The sequence below is a fragment of the Pseudoalteromonas sp. OOF1S-7 genome, assembly GCF_022347765.1.
GTDB lineage: Bacteria > Pseudomonadota > Gammaproteobacteria > Enterobacterales > Alteromonadaceae > Pseudoalteromonas.
This window is the reverse complement of sequence record NZ_JAKRFZ010000010.1, coordinates 137,748-153,784: the sequence shown is the minus strand read 5'-3', so window position 1 is coordinate 153,784 and position 16,037 is coordinate 137,748. Positions and strand designations below refer to the sequence as shown.

The 16,037-nt window shown below is 43.1% G+C and carries 14 protein-coding genes; all 14 read left to right on the top strand.

The annotated features are described in order from the left end of the window. Window positions 1-7: 7 nt before the first annotated feature. The 14 genes from MHN33_RS15385 (at window position 8) to MHN33_RS15320 (ending at window position 15,983) form a co-directional block, all read left to right on the top strand. On the top strand, window positions 8-1,357 hold the full coding sequence (locus MHN33_RS15385; RefSeq protein ID WP_239399020.1) for a surface carbohydrate biosynthesis protein: 1,350 nt from the start codon (window positions 8-10) through the stop codon (window positions 1,355-1,357). Continuing rightward, a complete protein-coding gene (locus MHN33_RS15380) occupies window positions 1,357-2,607 on the top strand; it encodes an O-antigen polymerase (protein WP_239399018.1) in 1,251 nt (416 codons plus the stop codon). The genes MHN33_RS15385 and MHN33_RS15380 overlap by 1 nt, the downstream gene beginning before the upstream one ends. Window positions 2,608-2,613: 6 nt before the next feature. Continuing rightward, window positions 2,614-4,236, top strand: coding sequence for an aldolase catalytic domain-containing protein (locus MHN33_RS15375; RefSeq protein ID WP_239399016.1), 1,623 nt, complete (start codon window positions 2,614-2,616; stop codon window positions 4,234-4,236). After that, entirely contained in the window at window positions 4,220-4,879 is a 660-nt protein-coding gene (locus MHN33_RS15370; RefSeq protein ID WP_239399014.1) for an HAD-IA family hydrolase, read from the top strand. The genes MHN33_RS15375 and MHN33_RS15370 overlap by 17 nt, the downstream gene beginning before the upstream one ends. 3 nt (window positions 4,880-4,882) lie before the next feature. Continuing rightward, window positions 4,883-5,617 (top strand): 3-deoxy-manno-octulosonate cytidylyltransferase, encoded by a 735-nt coding sequence (locus MHN33_RS15365; protein ID WP_239399012.1) that lies wholly within the window; start codon window positions 4,883-4,885, stop codon window positions 5,615-5,617. Between the two features lie 75 nt (window positions 5,618-5,692). Then, window positions 5,693-6,985 (top strand): hypothetical protein, encoded by a 1,293-nt coding sequence (locus tag MHN33_RS15360; RefSeq protein ID WP_239399010.1) that lies wholly within the window; start codon window positions 5,693-5,695, stop codon window positions 6,983-6,985. Next, window positions 6,972-7,988 (top strand): polysaccharide biosynthesis protein, encoded by a 1,017-nt coding sequence (locus tag MHN33_RS15355; protein ID WP_239399008.1) that lies wholly within the window; start codon window positions 6,972-6,974, stop codon window positions 7,986-7,988. Before MHN33_RS15360 ends, MHN33_RS15355 begins: the two co-directional genes overlap by 14 nt. Before the next feature lie 19 nt (window positions 7,989-8,007). After that, on the top strand, window positions 8,008-9,123 hold the full coding sequence (locus tag MHN33_RS15350) for an NAD-dependent epimerase/dehydratase family protein (protein ID WP_239399006.1): 1,116 nt from the start codon (window positions 8,008-8,010) through the stop codon (window positions 9,121-9,123). 3 nt (window positions 9,124-9,126) lie between these two features. Next, window positions 9,127-10,275, top strand: coding sequence for a UDP-N-acetylglucosamine 2-epimerase (non-hydrolyzing) (gene wecB, locus MHN33_RS15345; RefSeq protein ID WP_239399004.1), 1,149 nt, complete (start codon window positions 9,127-9,129; stop codon window positions 10,273-10,275). 11 nt (window positions 10,276-10,286) lie between these two features. Continuing rightward, on the top strand, window positions 10,287-11,510 hold the full coding sequence (locus tag MHN33_RS15340; protein ID WP_239399002.1) for a glycosyltransferase family 4 protein: 1,224 nt from the start codon (window positions 10,287-10,289) through the stop codon (window positions 11,508-11,510). Window positions 11,511-11,518: 8 nt separating this feature from the next. Beyond that, window positions 11,519-12,202, top strand: a complete 684-nt coding sequence (locus MHN33_RS15335; protein WP_239399000.1) for a PIG-L family deacetylase — start codon at window positions 11,519-11,521, stop codon at window positions 12,200-12,202. Between the two features lie 2 nt (window positions 12,203-12,204). Continuing rightward, a complete protein-coding gene (locus tag MHN33_RS15330; RefSeq protein WP_239398998.1) occupies window positions 12,205-12,771 on the top strand; it encodes a sugar transferase in 567 nt (188 codons plus the stop codon). 56 nt (window positions 12,772-12,827) lie between these two features. Beyond that, entirely contained in the window at window positions 12,828-13,613 is a 786-nt protein-coding gene (locus MHN33_RS15325; RefSeq protein ID WP_239398995.1) for a formyltransferase family protein, read from the top strand. A 420-nt stretch (window positions 13,614-14,033) separates the two neighbouring features. Then, window positions 14,034-15,983: a nucleoside-diphosphate sugar epimerase/dehydratase gene (locus tag MHN33_RS15320; RefSeq protein WP_239398993.1), complete on the top strand. Its 1,950-nt coding sequence runs from the start codon at window positions 14,034-14,036 to the stop codon at window positions 15,981-15,983. Window positions 15,984-16,037 lie beyond the last annotated feature (54 nt).

Below are 16,037 nucleotides of genomic sequence, written 5' to 3'. Positions count from 1 at the left end.
ACTTATTTTGAAAAGCACTTTCCAAATTGTTGACTCCCCAAAGCGGGATTTAGAATGGCGTCTGTTGTTGGCCTATAAGCTGTCAAAAATGGGTATCTCAAGTTATATTGGCGGCGCGCAAAATATTCGTTCGAAGTTTCTGCTGCATGGTGGAGTGCTGGTCGGACGCTTGGGAGGCACGTCAGGACGTTCTCGGTTCGACAAACTATTTCTCAAAGAAATCGAAGAGCTTGGTGGTAAAATCTTCTACTTCCATGATGAAGGCGGTGCATTTCGTGTCAATGGTTATGAGCGGGAGTCTCGCCTAGCCTATCCGTCGGACCTGTGTGATAAGCCTGTGTTTGAAAAAGTCTACTTCTGGGGACAGGCGCAACGAGATATTTTCGATAAAGAGAGCTGGATTACGAAGACACAGCCTATCGGTTCGCCGCGGTTTGACTTGTATAAAAATGCGGCTAAAAAACGCGAACAGGTCAAAGATGCTGATAAAATCATTTTGTTTAATACGAGATTTTCAAACGTCCAAACGGTTAAAGATGACCCTACAGCATTGAGTAAACGTATGCTTGAGATCCGGATCGAAGGTGGTGAACTTGATAAAAAGTCTAAGCCGGAGATTATCTCAAATATGTATTATCGATGGAAAACGTCTGCACGTGATTTCATCGAGTTCACGGATATGGTTGCCCAGGTATGCCTCAGTCATCCAGAACAACAGTTTGTGTTACGCCCTCATCCTGCTGAAGATGTGGAATGGTACAGAAAGAACTTTGAATTGCTGGAAAACTTAACGATTGATAATACGGGTGATGTAAAGCACATTTTCGAGCGAACTAAGTTGCTGATCCATTCCGAATGTACAACTGGACTTGAAGCTGATTTACAGAAGATCCCGACTGTTAACTTTATTCCTTTCCCAGACGATGGTGGAGAAGGGGTCGTTGGTTTGCGCTCTATCGGTACTGTTTGTCACGAGACGCAAGGCGTTTTGTCAGCGATTGATGACTTTTTGAAGACTGAAAAACAGGGTCAGCCTGCGCTTGAAAATAATGAGCGTGAAATTGACTACTATATATCGAATCTAAATGAGCTGGGGAAAGCAACTGACATTTTGGCTCAGGATTTAGATGCATATTTCAATAGTAGTACGAGTGCTTACAACAAAAACTATACGCATGCTTTTAAAGTGAATGTCTTTAATAAGCTAAGAAACTTAAAGAATAAGTACAAGTATAGAAATGTGAGTAAGAAAAATATGTGGCCATCTAAAAAGGAAATCGTACAAAAATGGATTGAGCTCGGTGGTGATAAAAACGCAATCAAAGTAGGCAGCGGTTTCATTCAAATAGGAAAGTGATGAAGTTAGTATTAGCTATATATTTCTTTGCACTTTATTTTTCGCAAAGGAAAGTCTCAAGGGTAAGAGCTTTTTTGTTTTTCATGCTTTCGGCATCTTGTTTTTTGAACTTGCTTATAGCTGATGACGTAACATTTGAAAGCCTTTCTTCATTATTTGCTTTATTTTGTGTCGGCATTTTTTTTACGGTGCTGATATTTTGCCTTTTTCCTAATTTGCGAGTCAGGGATGATTTCGCAAATATAACACTTGGAAAGTTGAGTGTTTCTAAGTTAGTACTTTTGGGGTGTATACCGGTTGTAATTATTAACCTTTACATAATATACAACTCGTATTTGTTTATCATGGCTGGTGACATGTCTATGACCTCATTTAAAAATGAGGGTCATGCAACGACATTGGTATCCTCCATGTTCCCATCTTTTGTAACACCATTCATACGTCTCTTCTCTTTACTGGGTTGGTTTTGTATGGTGCTTTTGGTGATCAATATCATTAAAAGGAAGTACTACCTGAGCCTGTTATCATTTATAGGTACTTTGAACATCCCGTTACTTGGGCTAATCGGCTTTTCCAGATCTGGGATAATATATTATGTATTTTCTATCTTTATACTCTGGCTGACTTTCGAGAAGGATATGGAACCTGTTTTTGCCAGAATGATGAAAAGAATTTTCATGGTTCTATTTGGTTTTATATTAGCCATGTTCTACTATATAACTTACCAGCGATTTTCAAACTATGACTATTGGTGGATATATGAACAGTCAGGTAGTAATGTAGATATCGTCTTGTTCTCAGTAATTTATTACTTTACTTCCTGGATAGATAATACAATTTACCTATTGAATGAAGTGGCTCCGCCGCTTTTGGGTCAGTTCACTGGCTATTTCTCTCTTCCTTATCATATTGTAAATATAGTGGGGGTCGAGACTGCATCGAAAGGAGATGTGTGGGCATCATACTTTAACGAATACTCAACTCTATTTGTAGGATTGTTTTTGGACACACTCTTTGACATGGGCGTGTTCGGCATGTTGTTCTTTTTAGTAGGGTTGGTGATATTTCGGGTCGTTCAAAAGAGTACTAGAATTGACTTTTCTACACAGGTATTGCAAACCATATTTGTGTCTCAGTACTTTGCATTGTTTTTTGCTGGGAATATATTCTCTTACTTCTTTTTTTCTGCTGCTTTAGTTATTTGCTTTGTTTTGCTAAAGCTTTGTAAAACAAAATATTTTAAGATATAGGTTATTATGAATACAGAAAAAGTTCTAGACTGTACGTTGCGAGACGGTGGTTATTACAATAAATGGGATTTTGAATCTCATGTTGTAGACAGTTACCTCAACGCTATGGCTCAAGCTAACATTGATTATGTTGAACTCGGTCTAAGAAACTTTCCTAAGGAAGGATTCTTGGGTGCATATGCATATACCACAGAAGAACATTTACGCTCTTTGTCTTTGCCTGAAGGCCCCTCTTATGGCGTGATGGTTGATGCGAAAACGATCTTGGAAAGTGGTTATGATTCTGTAGATGGTGTTAATAGGCTATTTGCGCCCGCACAAGACAGTGTGTTGACCTTTGTTCGGGTTGCGGCACATTTTAGGGAAGTAGAACATTGTGGCCCTATCGTTCAAAGGCTAAAAGAGCTGGGCTATGTAGTTGGCTTTAACTTAATGCAAGCTGGCGGTAAACCTGGCGAGGTGATCTCTGAAAAAGCGCAAATGGTTGTTTCCTGGGGGGTCGTGGATGTACTTTACTTTGCCGACTCACTCGGAAACATGGACGATCAGGAAGTACATCGAATCTATGAGTCTTTGCGTAGTGCGTGGAAAGGTGAAATTGGTATTCATACTCACGACAATATGTGCAAAGGACTAAGCAATACACTTAAAGCATTAGAGTTTGGCGTTACCTGGGTGGACTGTACGGTATCAGGTATGGGGCGTGGCGCAGGAAATACGCAGACTGAAAACTTGCTTGCTGTATTTGATGGTTTGAACAAAAAGTACAAACCAAGCGCCGTATATGAGTTAGTGATCCGTTACTTTGAGCCTATGCAAAAAGCATATGGTTGGGGTAGCAATTTACTGTACTTCCTCGGCGCGCAGAATAATGTTCATCCGACTTATATTCAGAACCTGTTGTCAAACACGCATTATGGAACCGATGAAATTGTGGGTGCCATTGACTACTTAAGTCGTCTGGAAGACTCAACGAGTTACAACGGTGGCGTACTTGATACCGCTGTATCATTCAACAGCAAAGCCACCGTCGTATCAGGTGACGAGAAAACCACGACACTTGCTCGAGGCAAAGACGTACTTTTGATTGCCAATGGCCCTGCAACAAAAAAATATGCGACCGCGATTGATTCTTACATTCGCACACGCAAACCACTGGTTATATCGCTGAATATCGTTGAAGATATAGCTCAAGAAAACATCGATTATTATGTCATTTCTCATAACTCGAAGTTTCTGTCAGATATGACTCGCTATGTCGATTTGAAGAAACCTGTGATATTACCCAGGCACCGTTTCTCACCTTCAGAGCTTGAGTCTTTGAGTGGACTAGAGATTTGTGATTTAGGTGTTGAGGTTAAAAAAGGCGAGCTTTCAGCAGGCAAGCGTTCAGTGGTTATACCGTCTGATATTACCGCGGCATACATTTTGGCAATGCTGTTGCAGTCAAAACCAAACTCCATCTCATTGATAGGGTTTGACGGTTATCCGTCGACGGATCCAAGACAGCTGGAAATGGCAGCGATTTTTGATCTTTACAGTCGAAACGAAGGCGCACTTCCGCTTAAGTCACTTACGCCAACAACCTATCAGATCAGCGAAGGGTCAGTCTATGCTGAAGTTGGATAGTTATGATGTGGTGATATTTGACTGTGATGGGGTCATTCTTGACTCCAATGAGCTCAAAATCACCGCGATGAAGTTAGCATTGGAAGCTTATTCGGATAACCAACAAGCAATTGCTCGCTCGGTAGAGTACTTTAGAGCCAATTTTGGTAAGTCCAGATACCACCATATTGCCGCCTTTGCCGAACAGTTTTTTGAATTAACAGGGGCGGAATCGGCACAATTCGAAGCGCGTATTTTAAATGACTATGCCCAAAGTTGTGAGCAGCTGTATTTACAGGCGTCTTTGACGCCTGCAATCGACGAGTTGCTTGAGAAGCTGAACGGTAAAAAGCTATATGTTGCGAGCGGCTCTGATCAGGATGAGCTACGGCGTGTTTTTGCACGCCGGAAGCTCCATCAGCACTTTGTCGAAATCTTAGGATCACCAACACAAAAGAAAGATAACGTGCGACAGATAATAGAGGAAAATGGCAACAGTCAGACGCTGATGATTGGAGATGCTGTATCCGACTTTTCGGCTGCCGCCGAAAATGGCATCGACTTTCTGTTCTATAGCCCATTTTCCAATGTGAAAGATAAGATGCTTGAAATGAGTAAAGAGCATGATTTTCCTGTTATCAACCATTTTTCAGAGTTACTATAAGTTATGAATGAATACGCTGTCTTAATTCCGGCAAGATATGAGTCCAGCCGCTTTCCAGGAAAGCCTTTGGTGGACTTAGCTGGTAAATCTATGATCCAGAGGGTGTGGGAGCGTTGCTGCAAAGCGGTTGACGCAAGTAAAGTTTATATCGCAACGGACGATGACAGGATCCGTAGCCACGTCGAGAGGTTCGGTGGTCAGGTTGTTATGACCAGCTCTGATTGCCTGACCGGTACAGATCGAGTGGCAGAGGCCAATCAAGCATTAAACTGTGATTTTGTCGTCAATGTGCAAGGAGATGAGCCTTTAATAGAGCCGGCTCACATCAACTTAGTTATAGAAAAGTTCAAGCAAACAGGGAATGTGACAAACGCTATGTGTCCCATTTCAAGTGAGCGGGAGTTTCGCTCTCTGACTGTGCCTAAAGTGGTGTTTTCCAATTCGAACCGGTTACTTTATATGAGTCGAGCGGGCATCCCACTTAGTAAATCTGATGAATTTAAGTTTGGATACAAGCAAGTCTGTATCTACGCGTTTTCACGCGAACATCTTGAGTTCTTTGCTGGCAGAGGAGAGAAATCTCGTCATGAAGCAGTAGAGGATATTGAAATCCTGAGGTTTATAGAGAATGGTTATGAGGTCGATCTGGTTGAGGTAAACGCGGGCTCTTTGGCAATTGATGTGCCTGAAGACGTTGAACGTGTGCTGGAAAAGCTGCAAGGTTCAGATGAGCTGTAATTTATTTCATCATAATGAACAGGTCTCTCCCTGTCATTATTTTTTGACCAACAAAAGCAAATAGCCCGGTATTGTATGCGTGAATCTAGCTCTTTTTCTGCAGATGTTAATTCCTTATGTAACACGTTTAATTTTAAAAGTGATTACGGGAATGAGCTTTTTCTTTACTATTGCGTGCCTTTCTTAGAAAAGATGCACCTGAGTGACAATACTGGGTCGCCCGATAAGAGCACGTTTAAAAACATAACTAACCTGATCGCTGGCATGGCTTACAGCTTGCTGTTTTTGACAGTGTTTCTGCCTTGTCTGTTTATTGCTGTTGTACTGTTTTGTGTGTTCGCCTGTGTGAAGGGTAAGGGGCAACTGAGCTATGATAAAAAAGCGATTTGCTTTTTAAGAACCTTCGCATCTCAGGACAAAATTCAAAATCAGGCGATCAGTAAAGAAACGGTATTTACCTATGACCACTTGTTTCTGAAAAATGCAAACGGCCCCAGTGTTTATTCACTGCCGATGTTATCCAAGGTAAGGTGTTTACTCGGAACACTGGCAACGACGTTGCTGGATGCTGGGTATTTTCTCCACGACGTATTGGTAATAAGAAATTACGTAGATTACCTTAAATTAACGCGTTTTTTCTTACCTAGAATGTCTCATAAAATAGTCTATCAACTGTTCCTGGATAGACATTTGTCTTTATTTAAAGGCGAGATATTGCTTTCCGGCAATAAAGAAGATCGGTTTGCGATGCTTGAATACCGGCTGTCTAAAAAGCATATGTTGCAGTCAGTGTGTATCCCACACGGTCTTGAATATGGTTTTAGAATGCCAAGAGGTGTGTTTGGTGAAACATTTTATTGCTTGTCAGCTAAAGCAAGCAAACTTTACTCGGACCTCTACCCTGATCAGAATTTTGTTTTTGACGAGGAAGTCGTTGAAAGTATGTTTGGTGTCAGCAGAGAAGACAGTAAAGGTTTTAACGCTAAAGTGGTATTCTTTCCTGAGTCCAGAGATATAGACATCAATCGAGAAGTTATCAAGAACCTCTCTCGTCTTGACCTTGATTTTTATCTCAAGTTGCATCCCGCTGATAGTGAAAGCAACTATGCCGATATTTTGGGCCGGGGGTCTTACATTAAAGACTTAAAACAAGCGCTGAAGAAGAATATTTGTTTAGCCAGGCGCTCAACAATACTCCTTGAATGTGTTTATCATGGCAGTGTGGCGTGCTCCACTCTGTTTAATAAGAAAGATGTGCTCTATGTTGAAGAGCTTTTTCCTTCCTTATCTGATGACAAAATTAACCGAATTTATAACTTGAACGAGTTGGATACTTTTTTAAAGGGTTTAAACAGTGTACAAAGATAAAGTATTTTTAGTAACGGGCGGAACCGGTTCGTTCGGAAAAACAGTAACAAGCTACCTTCTGAGTCAGGAATGTAGCGAAGTTAGGGTATTTAGCCGGGACGAAGCAAAGCAAGACCTGATGCGCACAAAGTACATGGATGATAACAGAGTCAAGTTTTATATCGGTGATATTCGTGATTATGACTCTATTTACAACGCGCTAAAGGGCGTCGATTATGTCTTTCACGCGGCTGCACTGAAGCAGGTCCCTTCCTGTGAATTCTTTCCCATGCAAGCTGTTATGACAAACATTACGGGCAGTGACAATGTGATCAAAGCGGCAATTGCTAATAATGTGTCTAAAGTTGTATGTCTGTCTACTGATAAGGCTGTATATCCAGTCAATGCCATGGGTATCAGTAAAGCGATGATGGAAAAGGTTGCTCAATCATACGCAAGACAAAAATCTAATACAGTTGTAACTTGTGTTCGCTATGGTAACGTCATGTACTCTCGCGGTTCAGTAATCCCTAGATTTATCGAACAGATAAAAAGTGGCAATGCAATCACGGTCACCGATGGTGCAATGACTCGCTTTTTAATGGCGCTGTCGGAAGCTGTTGGGCTGGTAGAATATGCGTTTAATCACGGAAGGCAGGGCGATATCTTTATCAAGAAAGCACCAGCTTGTACTGTCGATGATCTCGCAACAGCACTCATGGAACTCTTTGATGTTGAAGTGGGTGTTAAAGTAATTGGGACTCGTCATGGTGAGAAGCTGTATGAAACGCTGGCGTCGGTTGAAGAGTTAGGACGTGCAGAAGACCTTGAAGGCTATTATCGTGTTGCAATGGATGATCGCGATCTGAACTACGAAAAATACTTTACCGTAGGTCAGAAACAAGATGTGGCGCCAGAAGGGTATCACTCTCACAATACTGAGAGACTGTCAGTTGAGCAGGTTAAAGAGGTCTTACTGTCGTTACAGGAAGTTCAAGACGAATTATCAGCATGGAAAAAATAGAGACCACTGAGGAGAGCTCATGAGCGTATTGATCACCGGAGCGAATGGCTTTATCGGTAAAAACCTTCAAATCCGCCTGCGTGAAGAATTGATCGAGTATGAAACATTTACTCGATCCGATTCACTTAGCTCGCTGAAAGAGAAAGTTACCCGCGCAAAATTCATCGTGCATCTTGCTGGCGTTAACAGGCCCGAAGATGATGCTGAGTTTTTAGAAGGTAACACTAACCTAAGCCGTCGCTTAGCAGAGCTCGCTAAAGAGTGCGGGAACCAGTGCCCGATTATTTTCTCATCTTCGATCCAGGCGGGAAGAAATAACCCTTATGGTGATAGTAAAAGAATGGCTGAAGATGCCTTTGATGCGCTAGCCGAGTCAAATGGCAACACCATCCTAAACTACAGGTTACCCAATGTATTTGGTAAGTGGTGTAAGCCAAACTATAACTCAGCGATCGCGACCTTTTGTTTTAATATCGCACATGATTTGCCAATCAATATACATGACCCGGATCATGTCGTTAACCTGGTTTATGTTGACGATGTGGTCAATGAATTTATTAAAGTTATAAAGAGTTACAACGTCGATCAAGGTGAGGTACGCCTCGGTGTTCGCGTTGAGCCAGTCTATCAGGCCAAAGTTGGCGAGCTTGCGGAGTTGTTATATAGCTTTAAACAGAGTCGCGAAACACACATAACTGAGCGTGTCGGTACCGGACTGGTTAGAGCGCTATATTCTACTTATATCAGTTACTACGAGCCAGAGCAGTTTAGCTACTCACTTAAAAAGCACGAAGATCCGCGAGGGGTGTTCGTTGAGATGCTGAAAACAAAAGACTCAGGACAAATCTCGTTCTTCACTGCTCACCCGGGCGTGACTCGCGGTGGTCACTACCATCACAGTAAAAATGAAAAGTTCTTAGTGATCCAAGGTACGGCTAAGTTCAAATTTAGAAATATTCATACAGATGAAACTTATGAACTGATCACCCAGGGAGACGAGCCTCGAGTCGTCGAAACGGTACCTGGATGGTCACATGATATTACGAACATTGGCAAAGAAGACATGCGCGTATTGCTATGGGCAAATGAGATCTTCGACCCTGAAATGCCAGACACAATTGCTCACAAGGTTTAGAAAATGAAAAAGCTTAAAGTTATGACTATTTTGGGTACGCGGCCTGAAATAATTCGTTTAGCTTCGGTGATGGAAAAGTTGGAAGAGTTTTCAGATCATATTTTGGTTCACACAGGCCAGAATTATGATTACGAACTTAATCAGGTCTTTTTTGATGAGTTAGGTGTTCGTGAACCGGACTATTTTCTTGAAGTGGATACCTCGTCACTGGGCAAAGTATTAGGTGAAATTCTAATTAAAACTGAACAGGTCATTCTGGAAGAAAAGCCTGACGCGGTATTAGTACTGGGTGATACCAACAGTGCAGTCTCGGTGATGATGGCGAAAAGGATGAAGGTGCCTACTTATCATATGGAAGCGGGCAATCGCAGCTTTGATGCCAATGTGCCGGAGGAAATCAACCGTAAGTTAGTGGACCATCTGGCCGATTTTAATCTGGTTTATACCGAAAATGCCAGAAGGCATTTGATCAGCGAGGGTCTGCCACACCGCCATATCTACGTGACCGGGTCACCAATGCTGGAGGTGTTGGATTCCAAGCTGGAACAAATTAAGAATAGCCAGATCCTGGATGAGTTAAATCTGGAAGCGAATAAGTACTTTGTTGTGAGTGTGCATCGGGAAGAAAACGTAGATAACCCGGACAACTTACGTAAAGTCGTCGCTTGTCTCAATGCATTGTATGACCAATACAAGATGCCGGTAGTCGTATCTACGCACCCGAGAACGCGCAACCGCCTGGACAAACTAAACCTGGATTTTGCAGGGCGCGATATCCGTTTTCTTAAACCGTTTGGGTTTTTTGCATACAACAAACTGCAAATGAATTCATACTGCGTCGTGTCAGACAGTGGCACCATCAGTGAAGAGTCAGCCATGCTGCACTTCCCGGCTGTCACAATTCGTCAATCAATTGAGAGACCTGAAGCCTTAGATTCAGGTTCAATTATGTTGACAGGTCTGGATGTTGATGTGTTTTTGAATGCAGTGAACCTTGTTACTAAAGAGAGTGAGCTCTACGCAAATCGCGAGGTGCCAAGTGAATATCAGGTTGAGAATACGTCACTAAGAGTGTTAAAGCTGATACTGGGTACAGCGAGTCTCACGAATCGTTGGAGAAACCTGGATTCGTTTTCAAGATATGACTGGTAGCGAATGAGTGCATGAACATTTTAGTTGTTAGTCAGTATTTTTGGCCTGAGCCCTTTAGGATCAATGACCTCTGTGAGCAGCTAGTGTCAGAAGGACACAAGGTAACAGTGCTAACAGGCGTGCCAAACTACCCGGAAGGCGAAGTCTACACTGATTTTGCCAATGAGCCTGGTGCCTTCGGTGAGTATAAAGGGTGTGAGATTATTCGTTGTAATCTTGTGCCCAGAGGGCAAGGAAGCAAACTCAAGCTTATTGCTAATTATTTGAGTTATGTGTTTTCAGCGAGCAAAGAGGTGCTATTTAACCTTAGAAAGAGAGAGTTTGATGTTGTGTTTGTTTGTCAACTTTCTCCGGCAACGGTGGCACTACCCGCGATCCTATATAAGTGGTTCCGCAAAACGCCGATTGTAATGTGGGTTCTGGATCTATGGCCTGAATCTTTGTCAGAAGCCGGTGGTATTAACAACAAATTTGTGTTGTCGGGTGCTGGTATGATGATGAAGTTCATCTATCGAAATACGGATCTGGTGCTGGCGCAATCGCAGTCGTTTGCTAAAGAATTAGCGCGTCGTACAGTGTCCGATAAAGTCGCTTTCTTTCCTAACTGGGCTGAAGATATTTTTTCAACGGTGAGCCATCAAGCCGGCGCATTGTTAGATAGAGATGAAGGCAAAATCAATATTCTGTTTGCTGGTAATGTCGGCTGGTCTCAGGGCTTCGAGCATGTTGTTGATGCTATGAAGATCGTGAAAGAAAACAACATTTCTGCACGGTTGCACATCGTTGGTGACGGACGTGCGCTGCAAGACACTAAGCAGCGTGTCGCAGAGTATGGGCTGGAAGAACAAGTTGTTTTCTATGGTCGACACCCTCTTGAGTCAATGCCACAGTTTTACAGTGAAGCGGATGTGTGTTTCGTTACCTTGGCGAATTCCCCGGCATTTTCTATGACAATACCAGGCAAGGTGCAGTCTTATCTTGCCGCTGGCAAACCCACGCTGGCTGTATTAAATGGCGACGGCGCAGAAGTGATAGAAAACGCTGAGTGTGGATTAGTGTCTGCATCTGGTGATGCGCATGCTCTGGCGCAAAATATTGAGCAAATGTCGGCACTAAATAAAGGACAGCTGCAGGAAATGGGTGAAAAAGCCCGGCAATATTCCCAGCAGCACTTTGACAGAGATCGTCTGATAAAGACCCTCATTGGAAAGTTTGAAATTGTAACAGGCAAATAGGTTGAATTGTGAAAAACGTTAATTTGGTCGTTGTCGCACACCCAGACGACGAAGTGCTTGGCTTTGGTGCCACGGGGGCTAAACTCGTACAAGAAGGTGAGGTAGTACAGGCCGTTATTCTGTGTGGTAATGTGCAGGTGCGTTATAAGCGCCCATCCTGTGATGAATTGTATCAAGACATGTTAAATGCAAATAAGTTGCTTGGTTTTGAAACCCCTGAACTTGGTAGCTTCCCGAATATTCAGATGAATACGGTGCCTCATCTTGAAATTGTTCAGTTCATAGAAAAGCAGATAGAAAAATACAAACCAACGCGTATTTTCACGCATCACCCGGCAGATCTGAACGACGATCATAAGCAAGTTTCTGCTGCGTGCCTTGCAGCCGCCAGGTATTTCCAGAGAAGAGAAGATATTCCTCCTCTAAAATCTCTAAGTTACTTAGAAATTCAATCTGCAACGGATTGGGGGTTTGAGTCATCAGGAGACTCTTTTAAACCGAACCATTATGTTGAAGTCGAAGACACCCTGGAAATGAAATTACAGGCTCTTGGTATGTACCGAAACGTCATGAGACCGTACCCTCATCCTCGCAGTGTTGAAGCAATCACAGGTCTAGCGGCATATCGAGGTGCGCAAGCAGGACAGAAATACTCAGAGTCTTTCCAGACGATTTTCCAGCAAGGGTTTTAAACGTGTACAGCAGTTTTATTAAACGGTTTTCGGATATTTTCCTTTCCATTTGTGCGTTTATCATTTTGTCACCATTACTGGCTGTTGTGGCTGTCTTGATCTGCCTTTTTGATCCCGGCCCCTTGATATTTACTCAACAACGTATTGGTAGAAATGGGGTACAATTCAAGTTTTACAAATTTCGTAGTATGCCTGTCAATACCGGGGATATCCCATCCGATAAGGTGGGTCAGGTTAAGTTGACTTGGGTTGGGAAATTGATCCGAAGAACTAACATTGATGAATTACCGCAACTCTTTAACATCTTCAAGGGAGATATGAGCATTGTAGGTCCACGACCTCCTATTGCATCGCAGGTCGAGTTAATCGAAGCGAGAAAAGCAAATGGAGCCATCGCTGTGAGACCTGGCCTAACAGGGTTAGCTCAGATCAAAGCCTTCGATGGCATGAGTGTTGCGCAAAAAGCAGAATTTGATAGTCAGTATGCCGCGAGAATCACTTTCTTCGGTGATGTCAAAATTATCTTAAACACAGTGGCTTATTTGTTCAGGCCACCACCAGTATATTAAGGGTTACTAAGATGAAGTTTGGGTTTGTCACCTGTGTTCAGCTAGGGCTTTCATGTATGGAAGCAATATACAAAGTTGGTGGAAGCCTTGAGCTGGCCATTACGCTGCCGGATGAGCGCGCAAAAAGTAAATCTGGTCGAGTTTATCTGGATGAGTTTTGTGAAAGAAATGCCATCCACTTACATAAGTCGACACATATTAATAATCAGGACTGTATTGATCTCATTAAGAAGATGGAGATTGACTGGCTATTTATCATCGGCTGGTCTCAGATCGCTAATGAAGCGTTGCTTGATGCGCCGAAAAAAGGGGTGTTAGGCATACACCCTACCTTATTGCCTGTTGGCAGAGGGAGAGCTCCGATCCCCTGGTCAATCATTAAAGGACTGGATAAAACGGGTGTGACCCTGTTTAAACTCGATACAGGCGTCGATACGGGCGATATTTTGGCTCAACTTGAAATCGCTTTGACTGATGAAACAACGGCAACCTGGTTATACGAGCAAGTTGACCAGGCGCATGTCACTTTGATAGAGCGTTCATTCTCATCTATTGCTTCTGGCAACATTGAACTGCGTGTGCAGGATGAGTCTCAGGCGACCGTGTGGGAAGGGAGAAAGCCTGAGGATGGTGAAATTGATTTAAATGGTCGTCGTGAAGATGCTTACCGGCTGGTTCGTGGTGTCACACGCCCTTACCCGGGTGCTTACTTTTATGAAGATGGTCAGAAAGTGATTGTTTGGCAGGCTCGCCCTGTAAGTGAGCGTCATGATGCGACAAGGAAATATCTGACTTTTGACGATGGCCTGCTGGAAGTTATTGAGAGTGAGGTAGTCAGTTAAGCCATTCAGGCGCATGGTGCGCTAAAGCGGCGAGAGGTGTAATCAGCCAGGGCGCTTCTAAGTACGCGGATTGGCTTAGTCTGGCTGAGTACCCGCTTTGAATCGCTGTTGAAAAAATTGGTGTAATTGGTTGGGGGTTTTCGGCGTATTTTTCTTATTTTAACAGGTATGCTGGATTGGCACGTGTTTAACTGGCACGTTGAGGTTGCCTGAGATCGCTTTTAATTTATGGCTTTGAGTACGAAATGTGCTTACTATTGTTAAAATGTTGATAATGTATCCTGGCAATGAGAAATATGCTATAAGGTCTCCCGGCTATTAAGGTTAAGTATTTTAATTGCTTTTGTTTATACTGCTGTATGTACTACACTTTGGGTCATCTGCAGTTTTTAGTTTGGAATGTAATAACAAGGGAACACAATGGATAGTTGGTTTCATACTCTGCTCAGTGCATCACGCTCGCGCAAACGACTTATAACGTTAATCGTAGATTCTGCGTTTATCGTTATTGCGTTTTGGCTAGCGCTCATTGTGCGTCTTGATAGCTTTTCTCCACTCCTAATTGTAAAAAACTGGATTTTACTTTCTATCTTGTTACCTGTCAGTTTGGTTGTTTTTATCAGGCTCGGACTGTATAGAGCTATTTTGAGGTATGTTGGCACTAACGCGATTGGCGCTATCGTCCTGGGCACAGTGATAAGTACTGCGGTGCTCGTGTTGGCTGCATTTTTTACCCAGACTCCTATTCCCAGAACGATGCCGCTTATTTATGCGTGGCTGCTGATCCTCACTGTTGGGGGAGCCCGAATTATTGTCAGAACGTTTATCTGGCGTCTCACCTCTGAAGCCAAAACACCTGTTGTGATTTATGGGGCTGGTGATGCTGGCCGTCAACTTGCGACTGCAATAGCGACAGGTCCTAATTACTGTGTCGTTGCTTATATAGATGATGACAGTACTAAGCACAACACCATTATTCAGGGGATCCCTGTTGTTGAATTCAATGATATTTATGCATTAATAGACAAGAAAAGTATTCAGAAAGTTTTTCTGGCCATGCCGTGTATACCCCGATCTCGCCGTAAAGAGATACTGACTAAGCTTGAGAAGTTACCCCTAGAAGTGATGACTGTTCCCGGGATGGCAGATGTGATTGATGGCAAGGCACAACTTAACGAAATCAAAGAAGTTGAAATTGAAGACCTGCTTGGTCGCGATCCTGTCGAACCCAAACCTGATCTGATGGCTGCCAATATCACAGGTAAGGTCATCATGGTAACCGGCGCAGCTGGCTCGATTGGCTCGGAATTATGCCGGCAGATTGTTCAGCTATCACCAAGTAAACTGGTGCTGTTTGAACTGTCGGAGTTTGGTTTGTACAGCATTGAAAAGGAACTTGTACAGTTAGCTGAAAGCCGTAATATTGCTGTTGAAATAATTCCCATGATTGGCTCAGTACAGCACATAAATCGCATTGAAACGTGTATGAAAACATTTGGTGTTCAAACAGTTTATCATGCTGCGGCTTATAAACACGTGCCTTTAGTTGAACAGAATGTTGTTGAGGGTGTTCGCAATAATGTGTTCGGTACCTACTATACGGCCAAGGCTGCGATTAACGCCGGTGTTGAGACATTTGTGCTCATTTCAACGGACAAGGCTGTGCGTCCGACCAATGTGATGGGGGCTACCAAACGTGTTGCTGAGCTGGTACTGCAAGGGCTGTCAGAAAGCAAAGTAACCGCCAAGAAAACGCGGTTTTGTATGGTCCGTTTTGGTAATGTCTTGGGTTCAAGTGGGTCTGTGGTTCCGTTATTTAGAAAGCAAATAAAGGAAGGCGGTCCAATTACCCTTACTCATCAGGATATTACACGATTCTTCATGACAATCCCTGAAGCGGCACAGCTGGTGATCCAGGCAGGTGCAATGGCCAAAGGTGGCGATGTGTTTGTGTTGGATATGGGAGAGTCAGTAAGGATTAAAGATCTGGCGACAAAAATGGTCCATTTGTCAGGGTTAGAGGTTAAATCTGAAGCCAATCCTCACGGAGACATCGAGATTAAATGTACGGGATTAAGGCCTGGTGAAAAACTTTATGAAGAGTTGTTGATTGGCGAAAATGTACAATTTACCTCACATACTCGTATTATGACTGCGAATGAAGTCATGCTGCCCATGAATGAGCTAAACCCAATGCTGGAAACACTCGACCGGGCTTGTCACAAGTTTGATCACGAGTTAATCCGCAAGCTCCTGCTTGAAGCGCCAACAGGGTTCAATCCAACAGATGGTATCTGTGACCTTGTGTGGAATGCGAGAAAGCTACAAGAGACCCACGTACTTGATAGTAACGTTGTGAATATCAAGTAAGAGTTATGAACTATCACCGTCTGAAGCTTTGAAACCATTGAGCAGGGCGGTGAG